The sequence below is a fragment of the Bradyrhizobium sp. cir1 genome (genome assembly GCF_014198245.1).
Classification (GTDB): domain Bacteria; phylum Pseudomonadota; class Alphaproteobacteria; order Rhizobiales; family Xanthobacteraceae; genus Bradyrhizobium.
This window is the reverse complement of record NZ_JACIHE010000008.1, coordinates 115,724-135,495: the sequence shown is the minus strand read 5'-3', so window position 1 is coordinate 135,495 and position 19,772 is coordinate 115,724. Positions and strand designations below refer to the sequence as shown.

Sequence of the window (19,772 nt, the reverse complement as noted above, 5' to 3'; positions counted from 1 at the left end):
CTAGAGACCGAGGCCGCGCTTCCGACCAAAGCCCCATTCGATGCCGCCGCCGTCCTTCACGACGCCGGTGACGTGTTGGCCGAGTTTCTTTTCGAGTTCGCGCGACCACGGCACGAGCTGGAAGCCGAGCCCATTATCGATCATGGCGAAACGCCCCGAGGTGAGCGTCAGCCGCTGGCGATACGTGCCCGCCACATGCTCCCCCGATTCAGCCTTCACTTGAGGCAACCCGGTCTCCATCGAGACTCTTGCGGCCACCTCGTCCAGTTCACGCCGGCGCAACGTGTCCAGGAGGTCACGCTGCAGAATGATGCGCTGGCCCTGCCGCCGCGCCAGGCCCTCCTGAACCAGATGCTCAGTACGGGCTTCCATGGCGTCGCGGGTCTCGCGGCCGAATCCGCCCATGGCGAGCGGCATAGGGGCGCGTTCGACCAGCCTGTGATCGAGCCAAGTGGCCCCCTTTGCTGCGATCTGGCCACCCAGATCGAGATCGGAACGACTCGCGAGCACCAGTGTGGGGCGCGGCTCGCCAGCTTGACCGAAGCGCCGGACTTCGACGATTCCGCCGATCGGCGGTGCGTGCTCGAAAGCCTCCAGCCCTCGGAAGCGCACATGGTGCGCGCGTCCGTCTGTTCCGTCGATCAGGGCGTAGGCCTCGCCTGTCAGTTCGTCGTGCAATCCCCGGTCGACCAGACGTCCAACAATTTGGGATGTCGGCTGTTCACCTTCGATGACGTAGTCGGCAACGCCGCGCGCTTCCCCGCGCTCGGTGAAGGCGCGGTGCATGGTCTTGATGATGTCGCCGCGCATCCCGAGGTCGCGCAAGCTGCGCTCGGCTTCGAGCCCGATCATCCACTGCCCAGGCGTGGCGGATGCGGCAAGGCCCATCTTCTCCAGATGTTGAAGTCGACCGACCATCAGGCGCCTGATCTCGGGATCGGCCTTGCCGGAATTCTCCGGACGCAGATCGATAGTGCCGGTCTCGTCGGCCGCCAGCCGGATCTCGCGATCGAGGCGCGTCCATCGTTCCGCCGTGACTTCCCGCTCCAGCGAATTGCGGATCTCGTGCTCCGCTTTTGGACCGAGTTCAATGGCAATCAGCTCTTCGGCGCGCGAGCGCAGGCCCTGGCTGATGTATTCGCGGGAGATCACGAGATCAGCCCCTTCCTGGTCTACCCCCCGAACGAGAAGATGGACGTGAGGGTTGTCGGTGTTCCAATGATCGACGGCCACCCAATCGAGCCGCGTGCCGAGATCGGTTTCCATCTGCCTGGCGAGGTCGCGGGTGAAAGCCCCAAGGTCGGTCATATCGCCGGCGTCCTCCGGCGATATGATGAACCGGAAATGATGGCGGTCGTCCTCGCACCGATCCGCAAAAGCCGAGCTATCGGCGCGGTCGATGCTGGCATCGAACATCTCGGCCCTCGCGCCGCCCCTGGTGACACCATCGCGCTTCAAGTATGAGAGATGGGCGGTCAGTGGTGCGGAGCGGAAGGCTCGTCCCCTGTGCCGGACAACACGCGCCTTCACCACAACGCGCCGTGTCGGACTGAACAACCGGCTGCGACTAAAGGCGAGCCGGCCGCGGCCAAACGTCGAGCGCCCATAGGCCGCAGCACGCCTGCCAGCTGCGGCCTGCCCCGAGGTGTGTCCCGATTTCTTCGCGGCGCGCAGCACCTGGTTGATGAAGCTCTTTTGCTTCGGCGCGCGGGTACTGCGGATGCGCCCAGGCCGAACGCGCAGGTCGCTGTCGCGCATGCTCACGAAAGGGCCTCCCAGGCATCAAAAGCACGCACGGTGCCGAAAACGCCTTTGATTGCATTCGCCAAAATGCAAGGCGCGGCACGCGCCCCGACCGACCAGCACGCCGGAACCCAAGCCATGCCAATGGCTTGCGGTTCGACCGGCGAGCCCCTTTTATCTCGCCGTCCTACCGTCGTGGTCTCCCGGTCGCCGGTTCCCGAAAGAGTCGCCGCGACCTGGCAACCAACTCGCGAAGCCTCCACTGCTTCCGAGCGCTTGCGATAGCGATCGTTACCCGAAGGGCCGAGACACCCGAAGGGTGGCTCGGTGAGGAGCGAAGCGACGAGTAGAGCGCGGGCCGAAGGCATCGCCCATACGCCATCAGCACGTACCACTTGCTCGGTGAAGCACGCCAAGGTTTGCGAACCCGCAACCTTGGTCATTGCAATGCTCCCGAATCCGATCGAGGGACGAACATGACAATTGGCCGGGGAACCATGTGCGAAACATCGGGCGCCGAGATTGCGGTCGTGACACCGCTCGACGGCATGAGCGCCAGCAACCGATCGTGCGTTTTCATTAGATCGGATCGCGTGACGAATAGCGTGGCAGTTGCTGATGACTGTCCGCTGGACGTCCACCTCGGCGGCAGTTCGATGGCAAGTAGATTTGCAAGCTTTGCGACGTATGCTCGCGTCTCGTCTGGCAGAGAGCCGCCTGCGAGATGCTCTTCATAGCGAGATGGTCCCGCGTTGTACGCGGCAAACACGCCGGGCGAGCCATACCGATCGAGCAGTTCGCGCAAGTAGGCCGTGCCGGCAAGAATGTTGTCGTGCGGGTCGTAGGGATCGTTCCCGAGATTGTAGCGCTCGCGAAGTTCCGCCCAAGTCGCCGGCATGATTTGCATCAGGCCCATTGCGCCTCTGGGCGACTTGGCGTGCACGTCTCCAGCGCTTTCGATGTTAATGACCGAACCGATCCAGTTCATCGGAATTGCAAAGCGCTTCGAGGCTTCGTCGACGAAAGCAGAGAACGGGTTGCTTGCCCGAGCAACCGCTTGAGCCGACGCCGACCCGCTCTCCGCTAGAGCAGCACTGTCCGACGCAGCGAAAATAAGCAGCAGCGACACGACAGCCCAAACACGCACGCCCGACCGAGCCAAGCATGCCGTCGTGCTCGCGCCCGTCCAGGGTAAAGCCGCTTCGCGCCGGCCATGCGGCCGCCCTGGACTGCCGCGGCGCGCGTCGGCCCTGCAAGCGTTGGTCGGGACGGAGGAATGGTCCCGCGATCGATCGAACAGAGGAATGGCGGGGTAAGAGCGTGGAACACGCACGATCACTCCTCCCACGTCCACACGGGCAGCGCACGGCCGATCACTGCCGACGCCGGCAAGAATCCAAAATATCGGCCATCAAGAGAGTCGTGAGACTGCCAGTTCATGAGAAAGAGCTCGCCGTCTCCGACGACGCGGCAGCCCTGCCATTTCGGCAGCGGCCTGCCTCGTCTGTCGTGATCCTTTGCCTCGCCCACCGCAACGTCGTCGACCGAAATCGTGAGGCCGCTCCTGCAAACCGTCTGCCCCGGCAGCGCCAAGACTCGCTTGAGCATAGGAACGCCGACGGGCAAATAACCGTTAAGGTCGAGGAAAGTCGCGAGCGGCTCCGGCGGCTGCACGGCGACCAATTCAGTGACTTGGAATTGGTCCGCCGGTCGCAGCCGGTAGAGACCGATCGGCACGCTCGCGGATGCGTTCCAGATGTAAAGCGGAAGCGGCTCCATGACGATCGTCGCGATGAGCCCAGCCGCGACCCCAATCGTCGCGGCCAGCATCCTTAGGCGGCCCCTCATCGCATCACCTTTTTGCGATGAAGCCAGGCCTGATGGCGCGCTTTCGTATACGGGCGCGGGTTTTCGTTGACGGACAGGCGGTTATGAACGTGATGCCAGTGATCGGGCGCGACATCAGCCGGATCGATGTCGAGCGCCTCAACGGCATCGATCATCTCCAGCACGCGCTCGACCTTCGGCCAGCCTGCCAGACGCAGCAAAATCTCTCCGCCGGGTGTCACATAAGGGACGGTCGAGCAGCGCTGTCCCGGAGCGACCGCGCGCAAGATGTCGATCCGCGAAATGATCGTCCCAAAGTCGTTGGAGGTCCATCGGACGAAGGCAAAGATGCTGCCGGGCGCAAATGACAGGACGCGGCGATGGCGATCAAGCTTTCGTTCCTTGACGATACGACCGAACCGAATCCGGTTTTCGATGCGCTTCTCGAGCCACAGCACTTCCACTTCGGTGAGATCGCTCATGCAGCCGCTCCCTGAATCTCGAGCTGGGGGCCACGCGCTTTGGGAGCGGTGAAGTGCGTGTGCGGTCTGTGAAGGTCAGCATGAGCGGCGGCCCGGCGTTGCCGGTCACGCGTCATGCAAGTTGCGGTCTGGTCCGTTAGAAGAAATCCGAAGGATTTCTGGTTAGTAAAGTTAGTGCGACTGGAAAGCTCGGAGAAACAAGCCCTTAAGTTCAATTCCGGTCCCCGATAGCACGAGGATCGGGTCCCCGATAGCACGAGGGTTGCGGTCCTCGATAGCACGAGCTGATTCACAGGCTGTCCTCCGAATTTGGAATGAGACCGCGCCGGCGCAAGCGGGCCGTTAAGGGATCAACAGGCGTGGGTGAGAAGTTCAGTCGCTCGGTGCCATCAGGATCGCGCGTGAGCACGAGTTGGTAGCCGGGCAATGTCTGGCGCTGGACAATCTGGCGTATGTCGTACGCAAAATGCTTGAGCGGCGAGAGGATGCCCGACTTGGCATGGAGGTGCACAAGGTCGAAGCTCCAGCCGGAGTCCTGCCGACCGCCGTGCTTGCGCACAAGACGATAAAGCCACCGCTCAAGTCCGCCCGTCAGCTCGAAATAAGCACGGTCGATGGTCAGCACGAGCGCGTCGTCGATGACGCCGGCATAGAACCAATCCGGCAGGATCAACTCGAGCCCGAATGGACGTCCGTTTGCATCCGCTGTCTCCTTCCACTCGTTGATCCAGGAGAAGCGGTGTCGTCGCCGTCCTGCCGGCTGGCGGATCGACGTCAGCACCGTCGTTGACTGAAGTCTGTCGAGACCAGCCTTCAGCCGGTCATAGTCGCGCGCGCTGGTGCCGCGGCCGACGAACGTCAGAATCTCGTAAGGCGTTGCAGCCATGAGGCGCGACGTCTTCAAGCCTGCGTCACGCGCTTCGACGATCTGAGACGCGGCCCAGATCAGAACGTCTGCATCCCAGATGGTGGCCATGCCGTGTTCCGGCACGGCTTCGACACGAATCGCAATCGCACCGGCACGAAAATCGATCGGCACGATCCGCTTAGTTTTTGCGAGCGAGAAGAACGGATAAGCCATCAGATCCTGCGCGTCACGGGGCGCAAGATCCCCGGGCAGCGTCCGAAAGAGCTCAAGCTGCTCGCGCTCGGAATGGTGTTTGCGCCGCATGGTCACTGCTCTCACGCGGCGATCAACGACGTTCCTGGCCCGCATATGGGCGCAGCACCGGGTGCTTCTTGGCCGGCAGCACGGTCCCCTTGCCGGGGTCGGACGTCGACGTCTTGGCGCCCCGGTCGGCCCATGCTTTCAGGTCATCGACGGCGTACACGACACGTCCGCCAATCTTCCGATACGTCGGTCCAGTACCGTACGTGCGGTGCTTCTCGAGCGTGCGGCCGGACAGGCCGAGATAGCGCGCGGCCTCAGGTGTACGCAGGAATCGCGGGGGAAGACCGGCCATCGGATCGGGCATTTGAGAACTCCAGGAGGACAGCGCACTACGCTTGGCTAGGCCGGCGTGCGTGCGGTCATCATGGAGGAGCAATATCTCGGAGGGGGATGCCGAACGTTGGGGGTACGATTTTCGGCACCCCTTGAGAACTGCGCTACTCGTCCTTGCGCCCGGGCCGCAGGAGTTTGCGGTAACCACCGCGCATCAACGCGAGGCCGCCTTGCACCAAGCGGATCGTTCGATTGCGCAGATCATGCGTCTTCCAGGCGCGATCGGGGATACGCTTTTTGCCGAACAGCGCTTCGGCGATGATGCGATAACTGCCGCCGGTGCTATGTGCATCGAGCGCGCGGATCGCCGCGCTCAGGCGTTCGCGCCGCTGTTTGGATAGTGTGTGAAATGCCGGACCTGGCGCGCGCCCATTGATTGCACGCCAGAGCCGCCGGGCTGCATAGGCACGTGCGCCGAAATCGCCGTCAAACAGCAAGTCGGCTGCGTATGACGCGCCGATACCGGCGTCTTTGGACCAAACACGGTGATCTACCGCACCGATGCGCATCACGGCATGCCGGCCGCTGGCGGCGCGACGCATCTGGCCGGCTGTAAGGTCAAGCAATGGCTCAGACGCCGACACGAGATCGGCCGTCAAGACAACCGTCACCGGAACGACCGCCGCTAGAACCTCGGCGCCCAAAAGATCGTCTGCTCGTGCAACGACCTCTGCAGGTCATGGGCGAAAGCAGATACCCCATTTCCTCCTGAATTCGTCAGTCCCTTCGCCGTTCGGACTGTTGGCAATCATCGCCTCGTACTCACGCCGATAGTCGGCGTTGCGGCGGAGACATTCCCAGGCGACGTCGGTGACTCCCGCGCCTTGTAGGCTCTTGTAGGAATCCGGCGAGCGCCAGTCGAATTGAGGCATTGCTTCCGCCCCATTGCACACTGCTAACAAGGATTGCATCGCAATAGTTATGAACGATTACGTTGTAGAACGACCCTAGTTTCGTGCCACTGGTGCTTGGGAATGACCACCGATTAGCAAAAGAAAATAGTTCTTCCTGCAAGTCGCCAGCCGACGATCTTCTATCTTGCGTCGGGTCCGCGCAAGAGGCACCCCTGCTCGGTCACCCATTTGGCGCGTGCGAGATGACTCTGATGACGCAGGAGAAATTGGCCGAGCGCGCGGGTTTCAGTGCGCGCTACGTCGGAGCCATCGAGCGCGGCGATGTATCAGCAAGCGTCACTGTGCTCGGGCAAATTGCTGAAGCATCGGGAGTCGAACCGGGATACCTGCTCAAAAAGGCTGCGGGGCTTAGCAAATCGTAAGCCGTCTCAGGCCTGCCGCGAAGCGCCCCGCCCGGCGGACCGGACGGGGGCTTGCTAGGGCGCTCTTAGTCGCCGGTCTTGCGCGGCCGCGACCAGAGCAGGGTGTAGCCTTCACCGCCTTCATCGTCGAAAAGGTTCGCGTAGATCGGCGCGTTGAACGAGGGATCATCGAGCTTGAGCGAGAGGTAGTCGCGGCCCTCTTCGGAGCGCTTCGACCAGGCCGCGCCGATCTCCGCCCGGCCCACATAGATGCGGTGGCTGGGAGCGTTGTCGTTGGATCGGTTGGTCTCGGCGACGATGCGGACGCCCTTGGCCTTCAGGCTCAGGGTCACGATATCGCCCTGGAATTCGTTGCCGACCTTCTTGAAAGAACCGATGTTAGCCATGTCACTTCTCCTGTTGTGTTTCGAGCCCGCGACCACCGCGGCCTCGATGGCGATCTAGGGCCGAGGACGATCGGCGACGCACCCGCTCGGGCTGGAGCGCAGCGGAGGACGTCGTTGTGGCGACTTTCTTGTCTCGCGAGGAATGGGCGAAGCCCAGGGGAAGAAAGTCGCATCAACGGCGTTGCGGCTCAGACGATCGAGGCGAAGCCGGTCTTCGGCCAGATCAAGCCATCAACGAGGCCACGTGCGTCCGCGTGCTGAACCACAATCTCTGAAGAAGCGTGGCTATCTCGGTTTTGATGAACAAGAGGTCGGAACGATTTAGCGGGGAAAGAGAAACAATCTCCTGCAAAGGGCGGCATCGTCTCCCAAGAACGGATCGAGGTTAATACCGCTCCGCCGCGGATGCGTGGGCAGACCAAAATGCCGGCGGCTTGATCGAGGAGCTCTGAGAATGACTGCCTCTCCCGCGCTCAGGTCTCGATCATCCCCCGTTCAACGCGACGACTTACACGCACCTGTTCGACGATCAAGGGGGGAAAGGTCGTCCCCTCTGGCCATGCGGCCGTAAGAACTGGTTAGGACGGGCTCTCCACTACCCCATCCGGCTCGAACGGGCGGGCCTCCGCCAAAACTATCAAGCGCATCCACGCCGTAACGCCAACGCAAACCGCGCCAAGGCAAGCAAAGACCTCACGCCAGGCCGGCGAAGGCACGCCGAACTGCGACAGGGCGAACACCACACGATGGCCGGCGACCGCGGCGGGAACAGCGAATGCTGTCGCGATCGCGATGCGCAAGGCCAAGGGCCGAGTAACAGCGACGGCGACCTGACCGAGGACGAGCGTCAGCGCACCGCCGGCTGTTGCAATAAGCAGCGCGCCAATGAGGCCGGCGCCGCTCTGAAACGCCGTCATCCCGATACTCAGTGCGACGAAAAACGGTAGGGCATACACTGCGATCGCGAAGATCGCCCAGCAGAACAAGCCGATGCCGAGTGTGTTGAGAATAAGCCCAAGGGCGAGCATGGTGGTGGCTCCATGTGCATAGATTTGCAAGTCGCGCCTTCCACCACCACCACGGCGCAATTTCAGAAATAGTACCGAAACGAGGCGGAGTTTCGGCGCATGCAACTCCGCTTCGCCGTTTAGAGGCTGGAAGATGGCGCTCACGCGCCGCCGAACTTCCAGACGGGGATGCCGAGCCGCTTCGCCTTGTCCGCGAGGTTGTCCTGGATTCCCGTGCCCGGGAAGTGCATGACGCCGATCGGCAGGAGCTCGAGCATGGCGTCGTTGCGCTTGAACGGTGCCGCCTTGGCATGTTTCGTCCAATCGGGCTTGAAGGCGATCTGCGGCACTTTGCGGGTGGTCGCCCATTTGGAGGCGATCAGTTCAGCCCCCTTCGGAGAGCCACCATGGATCAGGACCATGTCGGGATGCTTGGCGTGAACTTTGTCGAGACGATCCCAGATGAGGTGGTGGTCATTGAAGTCGAGCCCACCGGTGAACGCGATCTTCGAACCCGGCGGCACCATGACCTCGGTTTCGGCGCGGCGCTTGGCTGCGATGAAGTCGCGGGAGTCGATCATTGCTGCGGTCAGCGTGCGACGGTTCACAAGTGATCCCGATCGAGGACGCCAGAATGAACCCGCGTGAGTCTCAAAGCGTTCGATGGCCTGGTCGCGGAAGAGCTCCAGGCAGTTGCGGCGCTCGATCAACGTGATGCCTTCCGCCGTCACGCGCTCGAGTTCGACCGATCGAACTTCGGAGCCGTCCTGCTCGCGCTGGCTCTTCTGCTGCGCCTGTTCGTTGTCGTCGAGTTGGCGTTCGATGCGGTCGACGGCGCGATGGAACAGGTTGACAGTCGACCAGAGCAGATCGTCAAGATCCGGCTCGAGCCGAGTGTCGCTCAACGTCGCGACCAGGGCATCGAAGATATCAGTAACCGCGCCAGCGACGATTTTGCCCTCGGGAAGCGGCCGTGGATCGGGCTGGTCGTCGAAGGGACGGTACCCGAAGAGCTGCAATTCGGTGAGAGCATGATCGGTTGGAGACGTGGCGTGCGGCGGTTCGATGTCGTCGTGGTCAGTCATGAGAGAGGTCCTTGCCGGATCGGCCGCGCCCATCGCGGCCTTCGTGGCGATCACTCAGACGGCAGGCGGAACGGGCCAGAACCCGGAGCAGAGCGGAGGGCCGAAGCGGCAGCGGAGGATGGCGGAGGCCGGCTATTTTGTTTCGCGATGCAAAGCGCGCCGCTCAGATGGCTAATGTGTCTTCTCAACGCCGGCGCGCGGCGGAAAATAGCCGGACGTAGCCATTGCCGGCCGAGCCGCTTGCCGTCCGATCGCCCTCTAGAAGGCCGTGATCGCGTCCTCTTCCGGCAAAGGGCCTCGCCGCGACCGAGTTGTCGACCCCCATGGAAGCACCGGGGCTACTCCGCGGCTACTGCCGGAGAATGCAGGAAGCGGACGACGTCCTCTGGTACGAGCTGAAGCTGCAACGCTGCCCGGAGGGCATCGATCCCGAAGATATGCAGATCTTCGTTGAAGTCGCCCAGCCGAGGCGACAGTGCGATCGCTTCAATGCCGACGGCTTCCGCTCGCTGCGTGAGAATCGCCTGTCCGGCATCTCCGGCAGCATCGTTATCGCAGGCGATATAGAGCCGACGCAGACCAGACGGCAGCAACATGGCTGCGAGATGATTAGCCGAAAGCGCAGCCGCCATCGGCAACGTCGGCAGCACGTAGCGCAGCGACAGCATGGTCTCGATCCCCTCGCCGGCAGCAAGCACGTTATCGACCATGCCGAAACGGACGGCGTTGCCGAGCAAGTCGCCCATGGCGCGTCGTGGCGTCTCGATCGGAGCCTTGCCGAGCCGCACGCGATCAAAGCCGTCTGGATCCAGCCAGGTGCGGTGAACGCCGGTGATCCGCCTATGGAGATCGGTGACGGAGGCTATCATCGCCGGCCAGGTTTCGGTCGACGAATGCTCGTCCGGTCGATAGTAGCAACGAGGATGGAAGCGCAAGCTGCCACCATGGTTGATGCAAGCAATTCCGCGACGCTGTAAGTACGCCTCGGCTAATGTCCCTTCAATCGGGCTGGATATCGAAAAGAGCCGACGAGCGGCTTCCTGCGATCCGGCCGGTGCGACTGAACGAACAGGTTTCGGAGCGAATTGCAGCTCTGAACGAGGCAGCTTTAGAAACCGCCTCGCCTCCTCGGCGACATCGCGGAAGTCTCGCAAGGCCATAGTTTCGCGGATAATGTCGAGGAGATCGCCATGCTCTCCGGTCGCGGCATCGGTCCATTTGCCGGCGGGGCCCTTCGGCGATTCCTGGAGCCGCACAAATAACGAGCGGCCCGGGGTGTTGTGGACATCGCCGACCACCCAATACCGCCCCGCCCGCTTCCCATTGGAGAGATAATGCCGGCACACCGCTTCCGCCTCGCGCGCGAGGCGGCATGCCAATTCGGAGGCGTCGCGGGGCATCACGCGGCCTCCCGATCACCGATGCGCGTAACCGGATAGGTCTCGAGCACCTTCGACAGGATCTCAACGCCGCTTGTGTCCGTCGGTACGAACATGCGCAGCTTCCAGGAAATGATCTCCCCAAAGAGGCCGTAAGCACGGAGGCGATCGCGTATCGTGTCGTTGAATCCCGACAGCTCGATGCGGTATGCACCCATCACCCGGACGCGACGAAGCTGGAGTTCCTCCGCGAGATCGAGGACGGTCCGCCCCTCCATCAGCGCGGCAAAGGCAGCGTCCGGCGTCAGCGCGGGCGCGTCCGCCGCAAGGACGCTTGCGACCCAGGTCGCAGAAACCTTGCGTCCGATGATGCGCTCGCCCGCGTCGGTCTGAAGGCGATAGACGCGGGTCGATTCGTTCGGCAGCCGCTTCCAGATGGGGATCAGCAAGCCCGCCACCACGTGGATCGTGATTTCCGAGAACTCGGGCACCTCGGCAAGCTCCGCCAGCCAGGCCGCGGCAAAACGTTCACGGTCCGCCTCGGCCCAATGGCTTTCCACCATCATGCTTAGGGGGACCCTGAGCTGCTCCATCGGCCGAATCAGGCGGACGCGCCGCTCAATTTCACCGTCATCGAGCATGACGCTCGCCGCGGGGACCTGCACGGCGGCTCGTCCCGAGCGCTCATTGATTAGCAGGGCAGCCTGACGATCGGAAAGATGAGCAAGAGCATCATCCAGACCCACAGGACGGTTGCGCTGGCGCTGCGTGATCGTGAGCAGCCGGGTCTCGGCTCCGGTGCCGGGATGGGCGTAGATCGTCCGCCGGTCAGTGACGACAAAGCTTTCAGCGCGGAGCGTTTCCAGCCCGACGTCGTAGGTGCCGGATGCAACCGCGCCCTCGATCCGAGCGGTCAACAGCTGCTCGAAGGCGGTGAAGAGGATATTCTGTAGGTCGATGGTGAGCGCCAATAACCTGTTGAGGAAGGTCGTGATCGGCGGCAGGTCATCCCTGAGCCCATTGACGTCAGTCAGCTTCAGGCCGGTCGCATCCTCGAACCGTTCGAGCGAACAGCCATCAACTTTGCCTCGAACAAGCAGCGTATAGAGTTGACGCAACGCGTCACGCCCGTACTGGCTTTCGAGATTGTCCTCTGGCCGGAAGAGCCCCTGCCCTCCGGTCTGGCGCTGGCCACGGGTAATGGCTCCCAATGTGTCGAGCCGGCGGGCAATGGTGCTGAGAAAGCGCTTTTCGGCCTTCACATCGGTCCCGATGGGACGAAATAGCGGTGGCTGCGCCTGGTTGGTCCGGTTGGTCCGGCCGAGGCCCTGGATCGCGGCATCGGCCTTCCAGCCGGGCTCGAGCAGGTAGTGGACGCGCAAGCGGCGATTCCGGGCCGACAGATCGGCATGGTAGCTCCTCCCCGTGCCCCCCGCGTCGGAGAACACGAGGATGCGCTTGACGTCGTCCATGAAAGCCGAGGTCTCGGCGAGGTTGGCTGAACCGGCTCGATTTTCGACCACCAGCCGGTCGCCCTTGCGAACGATGCGGCGCGAGCGGCCCGTCACCTCAGCGACCAGTTCGGTGCCGAAGTGCTGGATGACCTGATCCAGTGCCCCAGGTACCGGCGGAAGCGATGCAAGCTTGTCGATGAGGCGGTCACGGCGTGCGACGGCTTCCCGGCTCTCGACCGGCTGGCCGTCGCGATAGACAGGCCGGGAGCAGAGGTTGCCTTCCTGGTCGGTGAAGGGCTCGTAGAGCTGGACCGGAAAGGAGTGGGCGAGATAGTCGAGGACATACTCGCGCGGCGTGATGTCGACCTGGACGTCGCCCCACTCTTCAGTCGGGATCTCGGCGAGCCGGCGCTCCATCAGCGCTTCGCCCGTCGACACGATCTGGATAACAGCGGCGTGGCCAGCATCAAGATCGCGCTCGATCGATCGGATCAGCGACGGGGTCTTCATCGAAGTCAGGAGGTGGCCGAAGAAGCGTTGCTTCGCGCTTTCGAAAGCGGAGCGCGCCGCAGACTTGGCTTGCCCGTTCAGCGTTCCCGTTGCGCCGGTGATGTTGGCGGCTCGCATCGCCGCATCGAGGTTGTTATGGATGACGCTGAACGCACCGGCGTAGGCATCGTAGATGCGAACCTGCTCCGGCGTCAGTTGGTGCTCCACCAAGTCGTACGCGACGCCCTCGTAAGAGAGCGAGCGTGCCGCGTAGAGACCGAGCGCCTTGAGGTCGCGCGCCAGCACCTCCATGGCCGCGACGCCGCCCTCGTCTATCGCCTCGACGAACTCCGCACGCGTCGCGAACGGAAAGTCGGCGCCGCCCCAAAGGCCGAGGCGTTGCGCATAAGCGAGATTGTGGACCGTGGTAGCGCCCGTCGCCGATACATAAACGACGCGAGCATTCGGTAAAGCGTGCTGGAGCCTCAAACCCGCGCGCCCCTGCTGAGAGGACGCCTGGTCGCCGCGCTCGCCCTTGCCCCCGACCGCATTTTGCATGGCGTGGCTCTCGTCGAAGACAATCACTCCGTCGAAGTCCGAACCCAACCATTCGAGGATCTGCCTGACACGAGAAAGCTTTTCGCCGCGCTCGTCGGTCCGTAGCGTGGCGTAGGTGGTGAAAAGGATGCCTTCCGAGAGCCAGATCGGGGTGCCCTGCCGAAACCGGGACAGTGGCGTAACTAGCAGCCGCTCCATGCCGAGCGCGGACCAATCGCGCTGCGCGTCCTCGATCAGCTTGTCGGACTTGCTGATCCAGACCGCACGACGACGGCCCTTGAACCAGTTGTCGAGCAGGATCCCCGCGACCTGCCGCCCCTTGCCCGCCCCGGTGCCATCGCCCAAGAACCAGCCGCGGCGAAAGCGGATGGCGTTTTCTGCGTCGTCGCGCGCGGCGGCCACAACATCAAAGGTCGCATCGACCGTCCAGGAGCCCGCGAGAAACTCGGAATGCGCGTCGCCGGCATAGATGATGCTCTCGAGCTGGGCGTCCGACAGAACTCCGCCCACCATTACATCGGCCGGCAGGTGCGGACGATAGGATGGCTTCGGTGGCGCAACGGACGCCATTGCGGCAGACTGTACGAGCTTGGTCGGATGTGCGCACGATCCGGGAATGCGGACCGACTGCAATCCGTATTCCTCATAAAGCGCATCGGTCAGCCGGGCGCCTTCCGGCGACGACCATTCGACCGTCTCGTAGATCAGTTCTGCGGCTACCGGCGCGGCGTCTCTCGAAGTGGACGATGGGCGTGGTGCAATGGCGCCGACCGATCGCGACATCGTTGGCCGCCCGATAACAACGATCTCCGATGGCGTGGCGACGGGCAGCCTTGGTGGCACATGCAGATTCACCCAGCCAAGTAAGGTAGCGACATCACCCGCCATGCCTGGCGAGGCGGGAAAAGCGATCGGATCGGCAGCAGGCAGCTTGTCGATCACAAGCAGCCTTGTGTCCGTCTGAGTACCGTGCTTGGCGTAAACGGCGCCATCGACGGCGGCGGAAAACACCACCCGCCCGCGTTCCTGGAGCTGCACAAAGGCATCTCGCCAAGCCGGGTTATCCGGTGCGAAGCTTGCGCCAGTGATGGCGACGAGGCGCCCACCATCGCAAAGACGCGCGAGTCCTGAACTGATGTGCCGGAGGGCCGCATCCGCCATCCGTCGATCGACATTCGCCAGTGCCGAGAACGGCGGGTTCATCAGGACGACGCTCGGTGCGACATCATCGTCAAGGTGGTCATCGATCTGCGCGGCGTCGAACCGCGTGACATTAACGCCCGTGAATAGCTGCTCGAGCAGCCCCGCCCGGGTCTCGGCCAACTCGTTCAACACCAAGGCGGCGCTGGCGAGCTCGGCAAAGATGGCGAGCAAACCGGTCCACGCGGAGGGCTCCAGAACGCGATCGGCGGATGTAATGCCGGCTGCGGTGCATGCAACCAGCCCAAGCGGGATCGGCGTCGAGAACTGCTGAAGCGCCTGACTGTCCTCGGAACGCCGCGTGTGGGTCGGCAGACGGTTCGCGACTTTCGCCAGCATAGGCAGCATGACAGCGGTCGAGCCAGCCCTGGCCCGTATGGCCGGTCCGAACTTGCGAAGAAACAGAACGGTTGCCGCCTCGCAGACCTCATAGGCGGTCTTCCAGTTCCAGACGCCGGCCGCGTCGGAGGCGCCGAAGGCAGCCCCCATGGCGCTACGCAGAACAGCGGCATCGATGCGCCGGCCGCGTTCGAGTTCGGTCAGCAGCTGTCGCGCGGCCCTGACAGCGGCGGAGGTGAAAGTTGCAGCGGCGCGCAACGAAAGCGGCGCGGCGACAGCGCCGCCGGCGAGAGATTCGGTCATGGCAGGATGTCTTTCGGAGAGCAGGAATGGGTCGAACCACCAGGCGCTCTTCTCTGACCCCGACGGCTCAAACCCTTCCCGGCCCGGCTCTCCCTCTCAGGCCTCGCCCATAAGAATGGGGACCAGCGCTGCGCATCGGTCCCCAAGCAATCGCCGGACGGCCGGAGCCGTCCCGCTCCGCGCTTTCACTCGGCCGCGTCGGGCTGCTGCGGATCTTCGTCGCCGCCGTTCTCCTGATCCTCCTCATCGGCGAGGAATTCAGGCAGCGAGCCCGCTTCGCCCTCCTGCTCCGCTCGCGCCAAACCAGGATCGGTAAGACGCAGCGGCTCCGGCAGCCAGCCCGAGCCATCCAGCAGGCGCTCGGCCTCCTTGGCCATGTCGGCCTTCTTCAGATGGTCGATCAGCTGCGCCGACGGCTCGCCCTTGGCCTCCCGCACCGCCTCCAGAATACGCGGCTTGGTGACCCGGCCGAGATAGTTGTCGACGGTCGGTCGCCAGCCGGCCTGCACCATGTCGAGCCCAACCGCGCGCGCCAGCACATCAGCCTGGTCGAGACGCGTGCGAACGCTGTGGGCAGAGACGCGGCCCTGATTGTAGCGGTTGGCCGGCTCATAGACGGCGTTGACCGCAAACGACGCACAGTGGGCGAACAGCGATGCCTGTGCACCACCATCGAGAGCCGTCAGCGCATCCCAGAGATCGTTCTGGCTCTTCGGCAACCGTGCCTTCCAGGCCTCGTGCCGCGCCTCGACAGCTTTGGCAGAGACGCTTTCTCTCAGCCCCGGAGCTTGGGGGGGAAAGTTCGGCGTGCGAAGGCCGATCTCAAGACAGCTCCCGGACGACGCGAACGGGTAAAAGGCCGTCAGGACGAAGTTATGCAGCACCGCCTGGAACGCGATCGCAGGATTTTCTGCCAGGGCATCGCGCAAGGCAAGCGTCCGATGCGCCGTCAGCTCGGTAATCAGCCGATCCGGCAGAGGTTTGGTCGCGTCCTCATCATCTTCTTCGGCATCAGGAGCACCACCAGCCACCGCGATGACTGTGCGCTGGACGGACGGGCCCACTTCTGGACCTTCGGGCGACGACGCATCGGCGCCCTGCCCGACATCAGGATCAGTTGCCCGCACCTCGTCCTCCGGCCGGACGTAACCCCGGTCCACGGAGAGGCGTCCTTCGGAATCGATGCTGATGAAGACACCGGCTCGGGCGATCTCGGTCGGATCGTAATGCATCGGCCGGTCTTCGAGCGCCGCCAGCGCCGACTCGATTTCGCCGAGACGCTGATCAACCTCGTCGGGCAACTCGTCGGCGTCCTGATAGTCGGTTTCCAGCCTGGCCTGCTCGGCGTTCAGGGCATCGATGGTGGCCTGCTCCTCTGGCGAGAGATCGACAGGTTTGCCTTCGATTTCTCGTAGCCCTTGAGTGTGACCGTAGGAGAACTCTACGGCGACTGAGATCCACTTCCAGCCTTCGGCGGCAATGGTCTCAGCTTCGGCTTTGAGCTTTTCGGTCACGAGGCGGTCGAGCAACACGACGTCCTGCAGCCAGCCGCCGTCGTCGTGCTCGAACAGATCCCGCAGAACGCTGCCGCCCGCGTGCTGATAGGCTTCGAGGCCCACAAATCGGGCCCGACGATCGGACCCGCGCACGGTGTTCTCGGTGAGCAAGCGCCGGATCTGGTATGGCTCGTCATAGCCGGAGCGGCTGACGTTCCCCCAGACTTGCTCCTGGCGAGCGTGATCCGCAGTGACTGAGAACGCCATGAGTTGCTCGAGTGTCATGCCGTCTTCGGCATAGACCTCATGCAACTTGGGCGAGACCGACGCCAGGCGCAGGCGCTGCTTGACGATCGCAGGGTTGACGAAATGGCGCGCGGCAATGTCTTCCTCGCTCATGCCGAGATCGCGGAGGATCTGGAAGGCCCGAAACTGATCGAGCGGATGCAGGCCGACCCGCTCGTCGTTCTCCGCCACCGAATCGTCCTCGGCAATGCCGCCTTCGCGAACGACGCACGGCACGGCCTGCGTCTTCGACATCCGCTTCTGTTTCACCAGGAGCTCGAGAGCACGATAGCGCCTGCCGCCCGCCGGCACCTCGAACATGCCGGTCTCGTTGCCGTCTCCGTCGACGACGGCCCGGACACTCAGACTTTGCAGAAGCGTACGCTGCGCGATGCTTTCGGCTAGCTGCTCGATCGACACACCGGCCTTGACGCGGCGAACGTTCGACTGGCTGAGCACGAGCTTGTTAAAGGGAATGTCCCGGGAAGGCGACAGCGTGATCTTTTGTACGACTTTCGTCATCTTGGCTCTCCACGACGGGCGGCCGTGAGACTCTCTCTCGGCTTCCAACCCGTCGCAAACAGCCACCCCTCCTCTCACTCTCGCGCGGCCACGAGGCCAAGCATCACGCCGCCTCGTGATCGGCGACAACCGAATCCAGCGACGCGGGCTCAACGGACCCGGGAACGAAGCCGAGCAAATAGTCAGCGGCCTTGCTCGCCTGCGAAGCGGCACGCACGATGGCCCAACTGTCTTCGCGCAGAACTTCAAGCCAGGAGCCGATATAGTCGGCATGACGCACGGTCGGGACGATCCCGAGCGACGCGCAGCTGAATGCGGAACTCAACTCTGCGACCAGTTCTTCAAAGGCATATTTCTTCGTACCGTAGGATCCGCTCTGGTCGCGATTGAGGCGCGAGGGATGCCCGGTCGCATGACCGAGTTCATGCAACGCGGTACGGTGCCAGTTGATGGGTTCGAAATAGGCCTGCGGCGGCGGGACCTGAACATAGTCTTCGGCTGTTGCGTAGAATGCGCGATCTCCACCAATGCGAAATGCAATTCCGCTGGCCTTGATCAGGGCGTCAACCGTGGGTTCAATCAGGCCAGCCGGCGGTGGCGGCGCAGCGGTTGCCATGCCGTCGGGCAGTTCCTCGCACTGTTCGACGTTGAAAACGGTAAATCGTTTGAGGAATGGAATTGCCTGCGCGTCTTCGCCGGTCTCGGCCGCCCGGCGCTTTTCGTCATTCGGCACGAAACGATCAGCGTACACGACTGTGGTGCCGCGCTCTCCCTTGCGAACGTGGCCGCCGAGCGAGAGGGCCTGACGAAAGGTGAGCCAACTTTGACCGGCAAATCCGCGTTCGATCACGGCTCCCCAGAGGATGAGGATGTTAACGCCACTGTATTGCCGGTTGGTCGACGCGTTTTTCGGCATGGCCAGCGGCGCTTTCGCCGCGGCAGTACCCCAGGGCTGAACCCAGGGGACACGTCCGGCCTCAAGCTCGGCAATGATCTTGTCGGTGATTTCGCTATAGAGGTTCGCCCGGTCGTGGCCGGCGCGCGCGCAAGCATTAGGGTTTGACATCGCGGGTCTCCGCGACGGGCACCGCGAGCCTCTCTCGCAGCTTGTAACCCGCCACGAAAAAGCCCAGCCTGCACTCTTACTTTCAGCCTCTAGCGCCATCTACCTGGGACCCAGGCCCGATCAGGCGTGTGCCCAACGGCGCATCACCTCAACGGAAAATGGCACCCGGAGAGCGTGAGCATAGCGACCCGAAGGGGCACGCGGGTCCGAGTGCAGCGACGAGACCGGTTTAAGAGGGCACCCGGGAACGGGGCAGTGATAGCGATCGCCGCAGGCGAGCCCCTTTCCCGAGTGCCCCCGGCGAGGAGCACCAAAGCTCTGGCGCGAGGGATCGAAGCCACAAGGCCGAGACGCTGCGCGGCTCGGTTCACGAGAGCCCGGTGCGGCCCTGGCCAAAACCTGAGCGAACGTGAGGCAGGCAATGATACGAGAACCGCCCGGCGTTTTCACTGGAGTCTCACAATTATGGAAGAGAGGCCTGTGGGCGGAGCGAAAGCGAAGACCATCGCGGACGCGGCGAAAGAGGCACCCGCAGGAGGGTCAGCATAGCGCCGACGCGTAGCGGCGAGACCCGGGACCGACTGCAGTCGCGAGACCGGTTAAGAAGGCACCCGACCCGAAGGACAGTGATAGCGACGCCGGAATGCAATGACGGCGGGACCCGAGAGCGAGTGCCTCCCGGCGAGCGACTTAATACGGATTCATGTCTCCTTGGTATCAATTTTGCTTTTGTGATATCGTCTCAGTCGTGCGCATGTCGATGCACGGCGTGGGCATGTTCACTGAGAGCAAATTCTTACAGAGGACGACATGGCCAAGAAAGCGAAAAAGGCAAAGAAGACCGCGAAGGCAGCTACCAAGAAGGTGGCAAAGAAGACTTCAAAGAAAAAGAAGTAGTCGTATCGGCTACTGATCTATTGCCGCCTCCGGGTCGCAACCCGGATGAATAGCGAGACCTTCCCAAAGGATATGAAGCGTCCTTTGCAGCCGTTCGGTATCGCGGCACGCTAAGATAAGGCCGGACCTTTGTGCAGGTGGCTGCTGCACAAAGGTCCGGTTTTTCATTTCTGCCCCGCGGGCGGCGCGGCCTGCTCTTGCGCGAGGGATCGAAGCCGCATGGCCGAGACGCTGTGCGGCTCGGTTCACGAGAGCCCAGTGCGGTGACAGCCGCACGCGCAAAACGGATAAGACGTCTGAAATATTGGAAAACGGTTTCTTCACTTCGTTCTCGCCCACCCTACCACCTGGCCGGTTGGAAAATCGGCCTTCGAAACACCACGAGATCCTACGATCCGGAATCCCAGTCGTGTGTTAGCGATGGGGAACGTCTGGGGGACTAAACGATTCGTCTCAGCGTGGGAGAGCCTTTCA

Annotated in this window: 17 protein-coding genes; 1 reads left to right on the top strand and 16 read right to left on the bottom strand. The window is 63.0% G+C overall.

What is annotated here, in order from left to right; genetic code table 11:
- From GGD63_RS18425 to GGD63_RS18385, 9 genes are all read right to left on the bottom strand, one after another.
- On the bottom strand, positions 1-1,764 hold the full coding sequence (locus GGD63_RS18425; RefSeq protein ID WP_183244455.1) for a DUF3363 domain-containing protein: 1,764 nt from the start codon (positions 1,762-1,764) through the stop codon (positions 1-3).
- The gene (locus GGD63_RS18420; RefSeq protein ID WP_183244453.1) at positions 1,761-2,186 is read right to left on the bottom strand and encodes a hypothetical protein; all 426 of its coding nucleotides are present in this window, start codon (positions 2,184-2,186) and stop codon (positions 1,761-1,763) included. Before GGD63_RS18420 ends, GGD63_RS18425 begins: the two co-directional genes overlap by 4 nt.
- Complete coding sequence (locus GGD63_RS18415; protein WP_312013322.1) at positions 2,183-2,872, bottom strand: lytic transglycosylase domain-containing protein; 690 nt, start codon at positions 2,870-2,872, stop codon at positions 2,183-2,185. Before GGD63_RS18415 ends, GGD63_RS18420 begins: the two co-directional genes overlap by 4 nt.
- 206 nt (positions 2,873-3,078) lie before the next feature.
- Positions 3,079-3,591, bottom strand: coding sequence for a S26 family signal peptidase (locus GGD63_RS18410; protein WP_183244449.1), 513 nt, complete (start codon positions 3,589-3,591; stop codon positions 3,079-3,081).
- Positions 3,588-4,052 (bottom strand): DUF2840 domain-containing protein, encoded by a 465-nt coding sequence (locus tag GGD63_RS18405; RefSeq protein ID WP_183244447.1) that lies wholly within the window; start codon positions 4,050-4,052, stop codon positions 3,588-3,590. The genes GGD63_RS18410 and GGD63_RS18405 overlap by 4 nt, the downstream gene beginning before the upstream one ends.
- A 289-nt stretch (positions 4,053-4,341) precedes the next feature.
- Entirely contained in the window at positions 4,342-5,223 is an 882-nt protein-coding gene (locus GGD63_RS18400) for a replication initiator protein A (protein WP_183244445.1), read from the bottom strand.
- Positions 5,224-5,245: 22 nt separating this feature from the next.
- A complete protein-coding gene (locus GGD63_RS18395; protein ID WP_092295092.1) occupies positions 5,246-5,527 on the bottom strand; it encodes an AlpA family transcriptional regulator in 282 nt (93 codons plus the stop codon).
- A gap of 133 nt (positions 5,528-5,660) precedes the next feature.
- On the bottom strand, positions 5,661-6,155 hold the full coding sequence (locus GGD63_RS18390) for a DUF2285 domain-containing protein (RefSeq protein WP_246785540.1): 495 nt from the start codon (positions 6,153-6,155) through the stop codon (positions 5,661-5,663).
- A gap of 78 nt (positions 6,156-6,233) precedes the next feature.
- The gene (locus GGD63_RS18385; protein WP_183244443.1) at positions 6,234-6,428 is read right to left on the bottom strand and encodes a transcriptional regulator domain-containing protein; all 195 of its coding nucleotides are present in this window, start codon (positions 6,426-6,428) and stop codon (positions 6,234-6,236) included.
- A 224-nt stretch (positions 6,429-6,652) separates the two neighbouring features.
- Between GGD63_RS18385 and GGD63_RS18380 the strand changes: the two genes are divergently transcribed.
- On the top strand, positions 6,653-6,832 hold the full coding sequence (locus tag GGD63_RS18380) for a helix-turn-helix domain-containing protein (RefSeq protein ID WP_183244441.1): 180 nt from the start codon (positions 6,653-6,655) through the stop codon (positions 6,830-6,832).
- 65 nt (positions 6,833-6,897) lie between these two features.
- Here GGD63_RS18380 and GGD63_RS18375 read toward each other — a convergent pair whose 3' ends face one another.
- The 7 genes from GGD63_RS18375 to GGD63_RS18345 form a co-directional block, all read right to left on the bottom strand.
- Positions 6,898-7,218 (bottom strand): DUF736 domain-containing protein, encoded by a 321-nt coding sequence (locus tag GGD63_RS18375; RefSeq protein ID WP_183244439.1) that lies wholly within the window; start codon positions 7,216-7,218, stop codon positions 6,898-6,900.
- 578 nt (positions 7,219-7,796) lie between these two features.
- Positions 7,797-8,390, bottom strand: a complete 594-nt coding sequence (locus GGD63_RS18370) for a hypothetical protein (protein WP_312013321.1) — start codon at positions 8,388-8,390, stop codon at positions 7,797-7,799.
- Positions 8,387-9,310 (bottom strand): DUF2493 domain-containing protein, encoded by a 924-nt coding sequence (locus GGD63_RS18365; protein WP_183244729.1) that lies wholly within the window; start codon positions 9,308-9,310, stop codon positions 8,387-8,389. The genes GGD63_RS18370 and GGD63_RS18365 overlap by 4 nt, the downstream gene beginning before the upstream one ends.
- Before the next feature lie 338 nt (positions 9,311-9,648).
- Complete coding sequence (locus GGD63_RS18360) at positions 9,649-10,710, bottom strand: toprim domain-containing protein (RefSeq protein WP_183244437.1); 1,062 nt, start codon at positions 10,708-10,710, stop codon at positions 9,649-9,651.
- The gene (locus GGD63_RS18355; protein ID WP_183244435.1) at positions 10,710-15,032 is read right to left on the bottom strand and encodes a strawberry notch-like NTP hydrolase domain-containing protein; all 4,323 of its coding nucleotides are present in this window, start codon (positions 15,030-15,032) and stop codon (positions 10,710-10,712) included. The genes GGD63_RS18360 and GGD63_RS18355 overlap by 1 nt, the downstream gene beginning before the upstream one ends.
- Before the next feature lie 185 nt (positions 15,033-15,217).
- A complete protein-coding gene (locus GGD63_RS18350) occupies positions 15,218-17,335 on the bottom strand; it encodes a ParB/RepB/Spo0J family partition protein (protein ID WP_183244433.1) in 2,118 nt (705 codons plus the stop codon).
- A gap of 103 nt (positions 17,336-17,438) precedes the next feature.
- Positions 17,439-18,401: an ArdC family protein gene (locus GGD63_RS18345; protein WP_183244431.1), complete on the bottom strand. Its 963-nt coding sequence runs from the start codon at positions 18,399-18,401 to the stop codon at positions 17,439-17,441.
- Between the last annotated feature and the right edge of the window lie 1,371 nt (positions 18,402-19,772).

Coding starts and splice junctions, on each gene's coding strand:
- GGD63_RS18360 (WP_183244437.1), bottom strand. CDS start 10,710: ATGCCCCGCGACGCCTCCGAATTGGCATGCCGCCTCGCGCGCGAGGCG.
- GGD63_RS18345 (WP_183244431.1), bottom strand. CDS start 18,401: ATGTCAAACCCTAATGCTTGCGCGCGCGCCGGCCACGACCGGGCGAAC.
- GGD63_RS18380 (WP_183244441.1), top strand. CDS start 6,653: ATGACTCTGATGACGCAGGAGAAATTGGCCGAGCGCGCGGGTTTCAGT.
- GGD63_RS18400 (WP_183244445.1), bottom strand. CDS start 5,223: ATGCGGCGCAAACACCATTCCGAGCGCGAGCAGCTTGAGCTCTTTCGG.
- GGD63_RS18355 (WP_183244435.1), bottom strand. CDS start 15,032: ATGACCGAATCTCTCGCCGGCGGCGCTGTCGCCGCGCCGCTTTCGTTG.
- GGD63_RS18410 (WP_183244449.1), bottom strand. CDS start 3,591: ATGAGGGGCCGCCTAAGGATGCTGGCCGCGACGATTGGGGTCGCGGCT.
- GGD63_RS18385 (WP_183244443.1), bottom strand. CDS start 6,428: ATGCCTCAATTCGACTGGCGCTCGCCGGATTCCTACAAGAGCCTACAA.
- GGD63_RS18365 (WP_183244729.1), bottom strand. CDS start 9,310: ATGACTGACCACGACGACATCGAACCGCCGCACGCCACGTCTCCAACC.
- GGD63_RS18405 (WP_183244447.1), bottom strand. CDS start 4,052: ATGAGCGATCTCACCGAAGTGGAAGTGCTGTGGCTCGAGAAGCGCATC.
- GGD63_RS18395 (WP_092295092.1), bottom strand. CDS start 5,527: ATGCCCGATCCGATGGCCGGTCTTCCCCCGCGATTCCTGCGTACACCT.
- GGD63_RS18350 (WP_183244433.1), bottom strand. CDS start 17,335: ATGACGAAAGTCGTACAAAAGATCACGCTGTCGCCTTCCCGGGACATT.
- GGD63_RS18420 (WP_183244453.1), bottom strand. CDS start 2,186: ATGACCAAGGTTGCGGGTTCGCAAACCTTGGCGTGCTTCACCGAGCAA.
- GGD63_RS18375 (WP_183244439.1), bottom strand. CDS start 7,218: ATGGCTAACATCGGTTCTTTCAAGAAGGTCGGCAACGAATTCCAGGGC.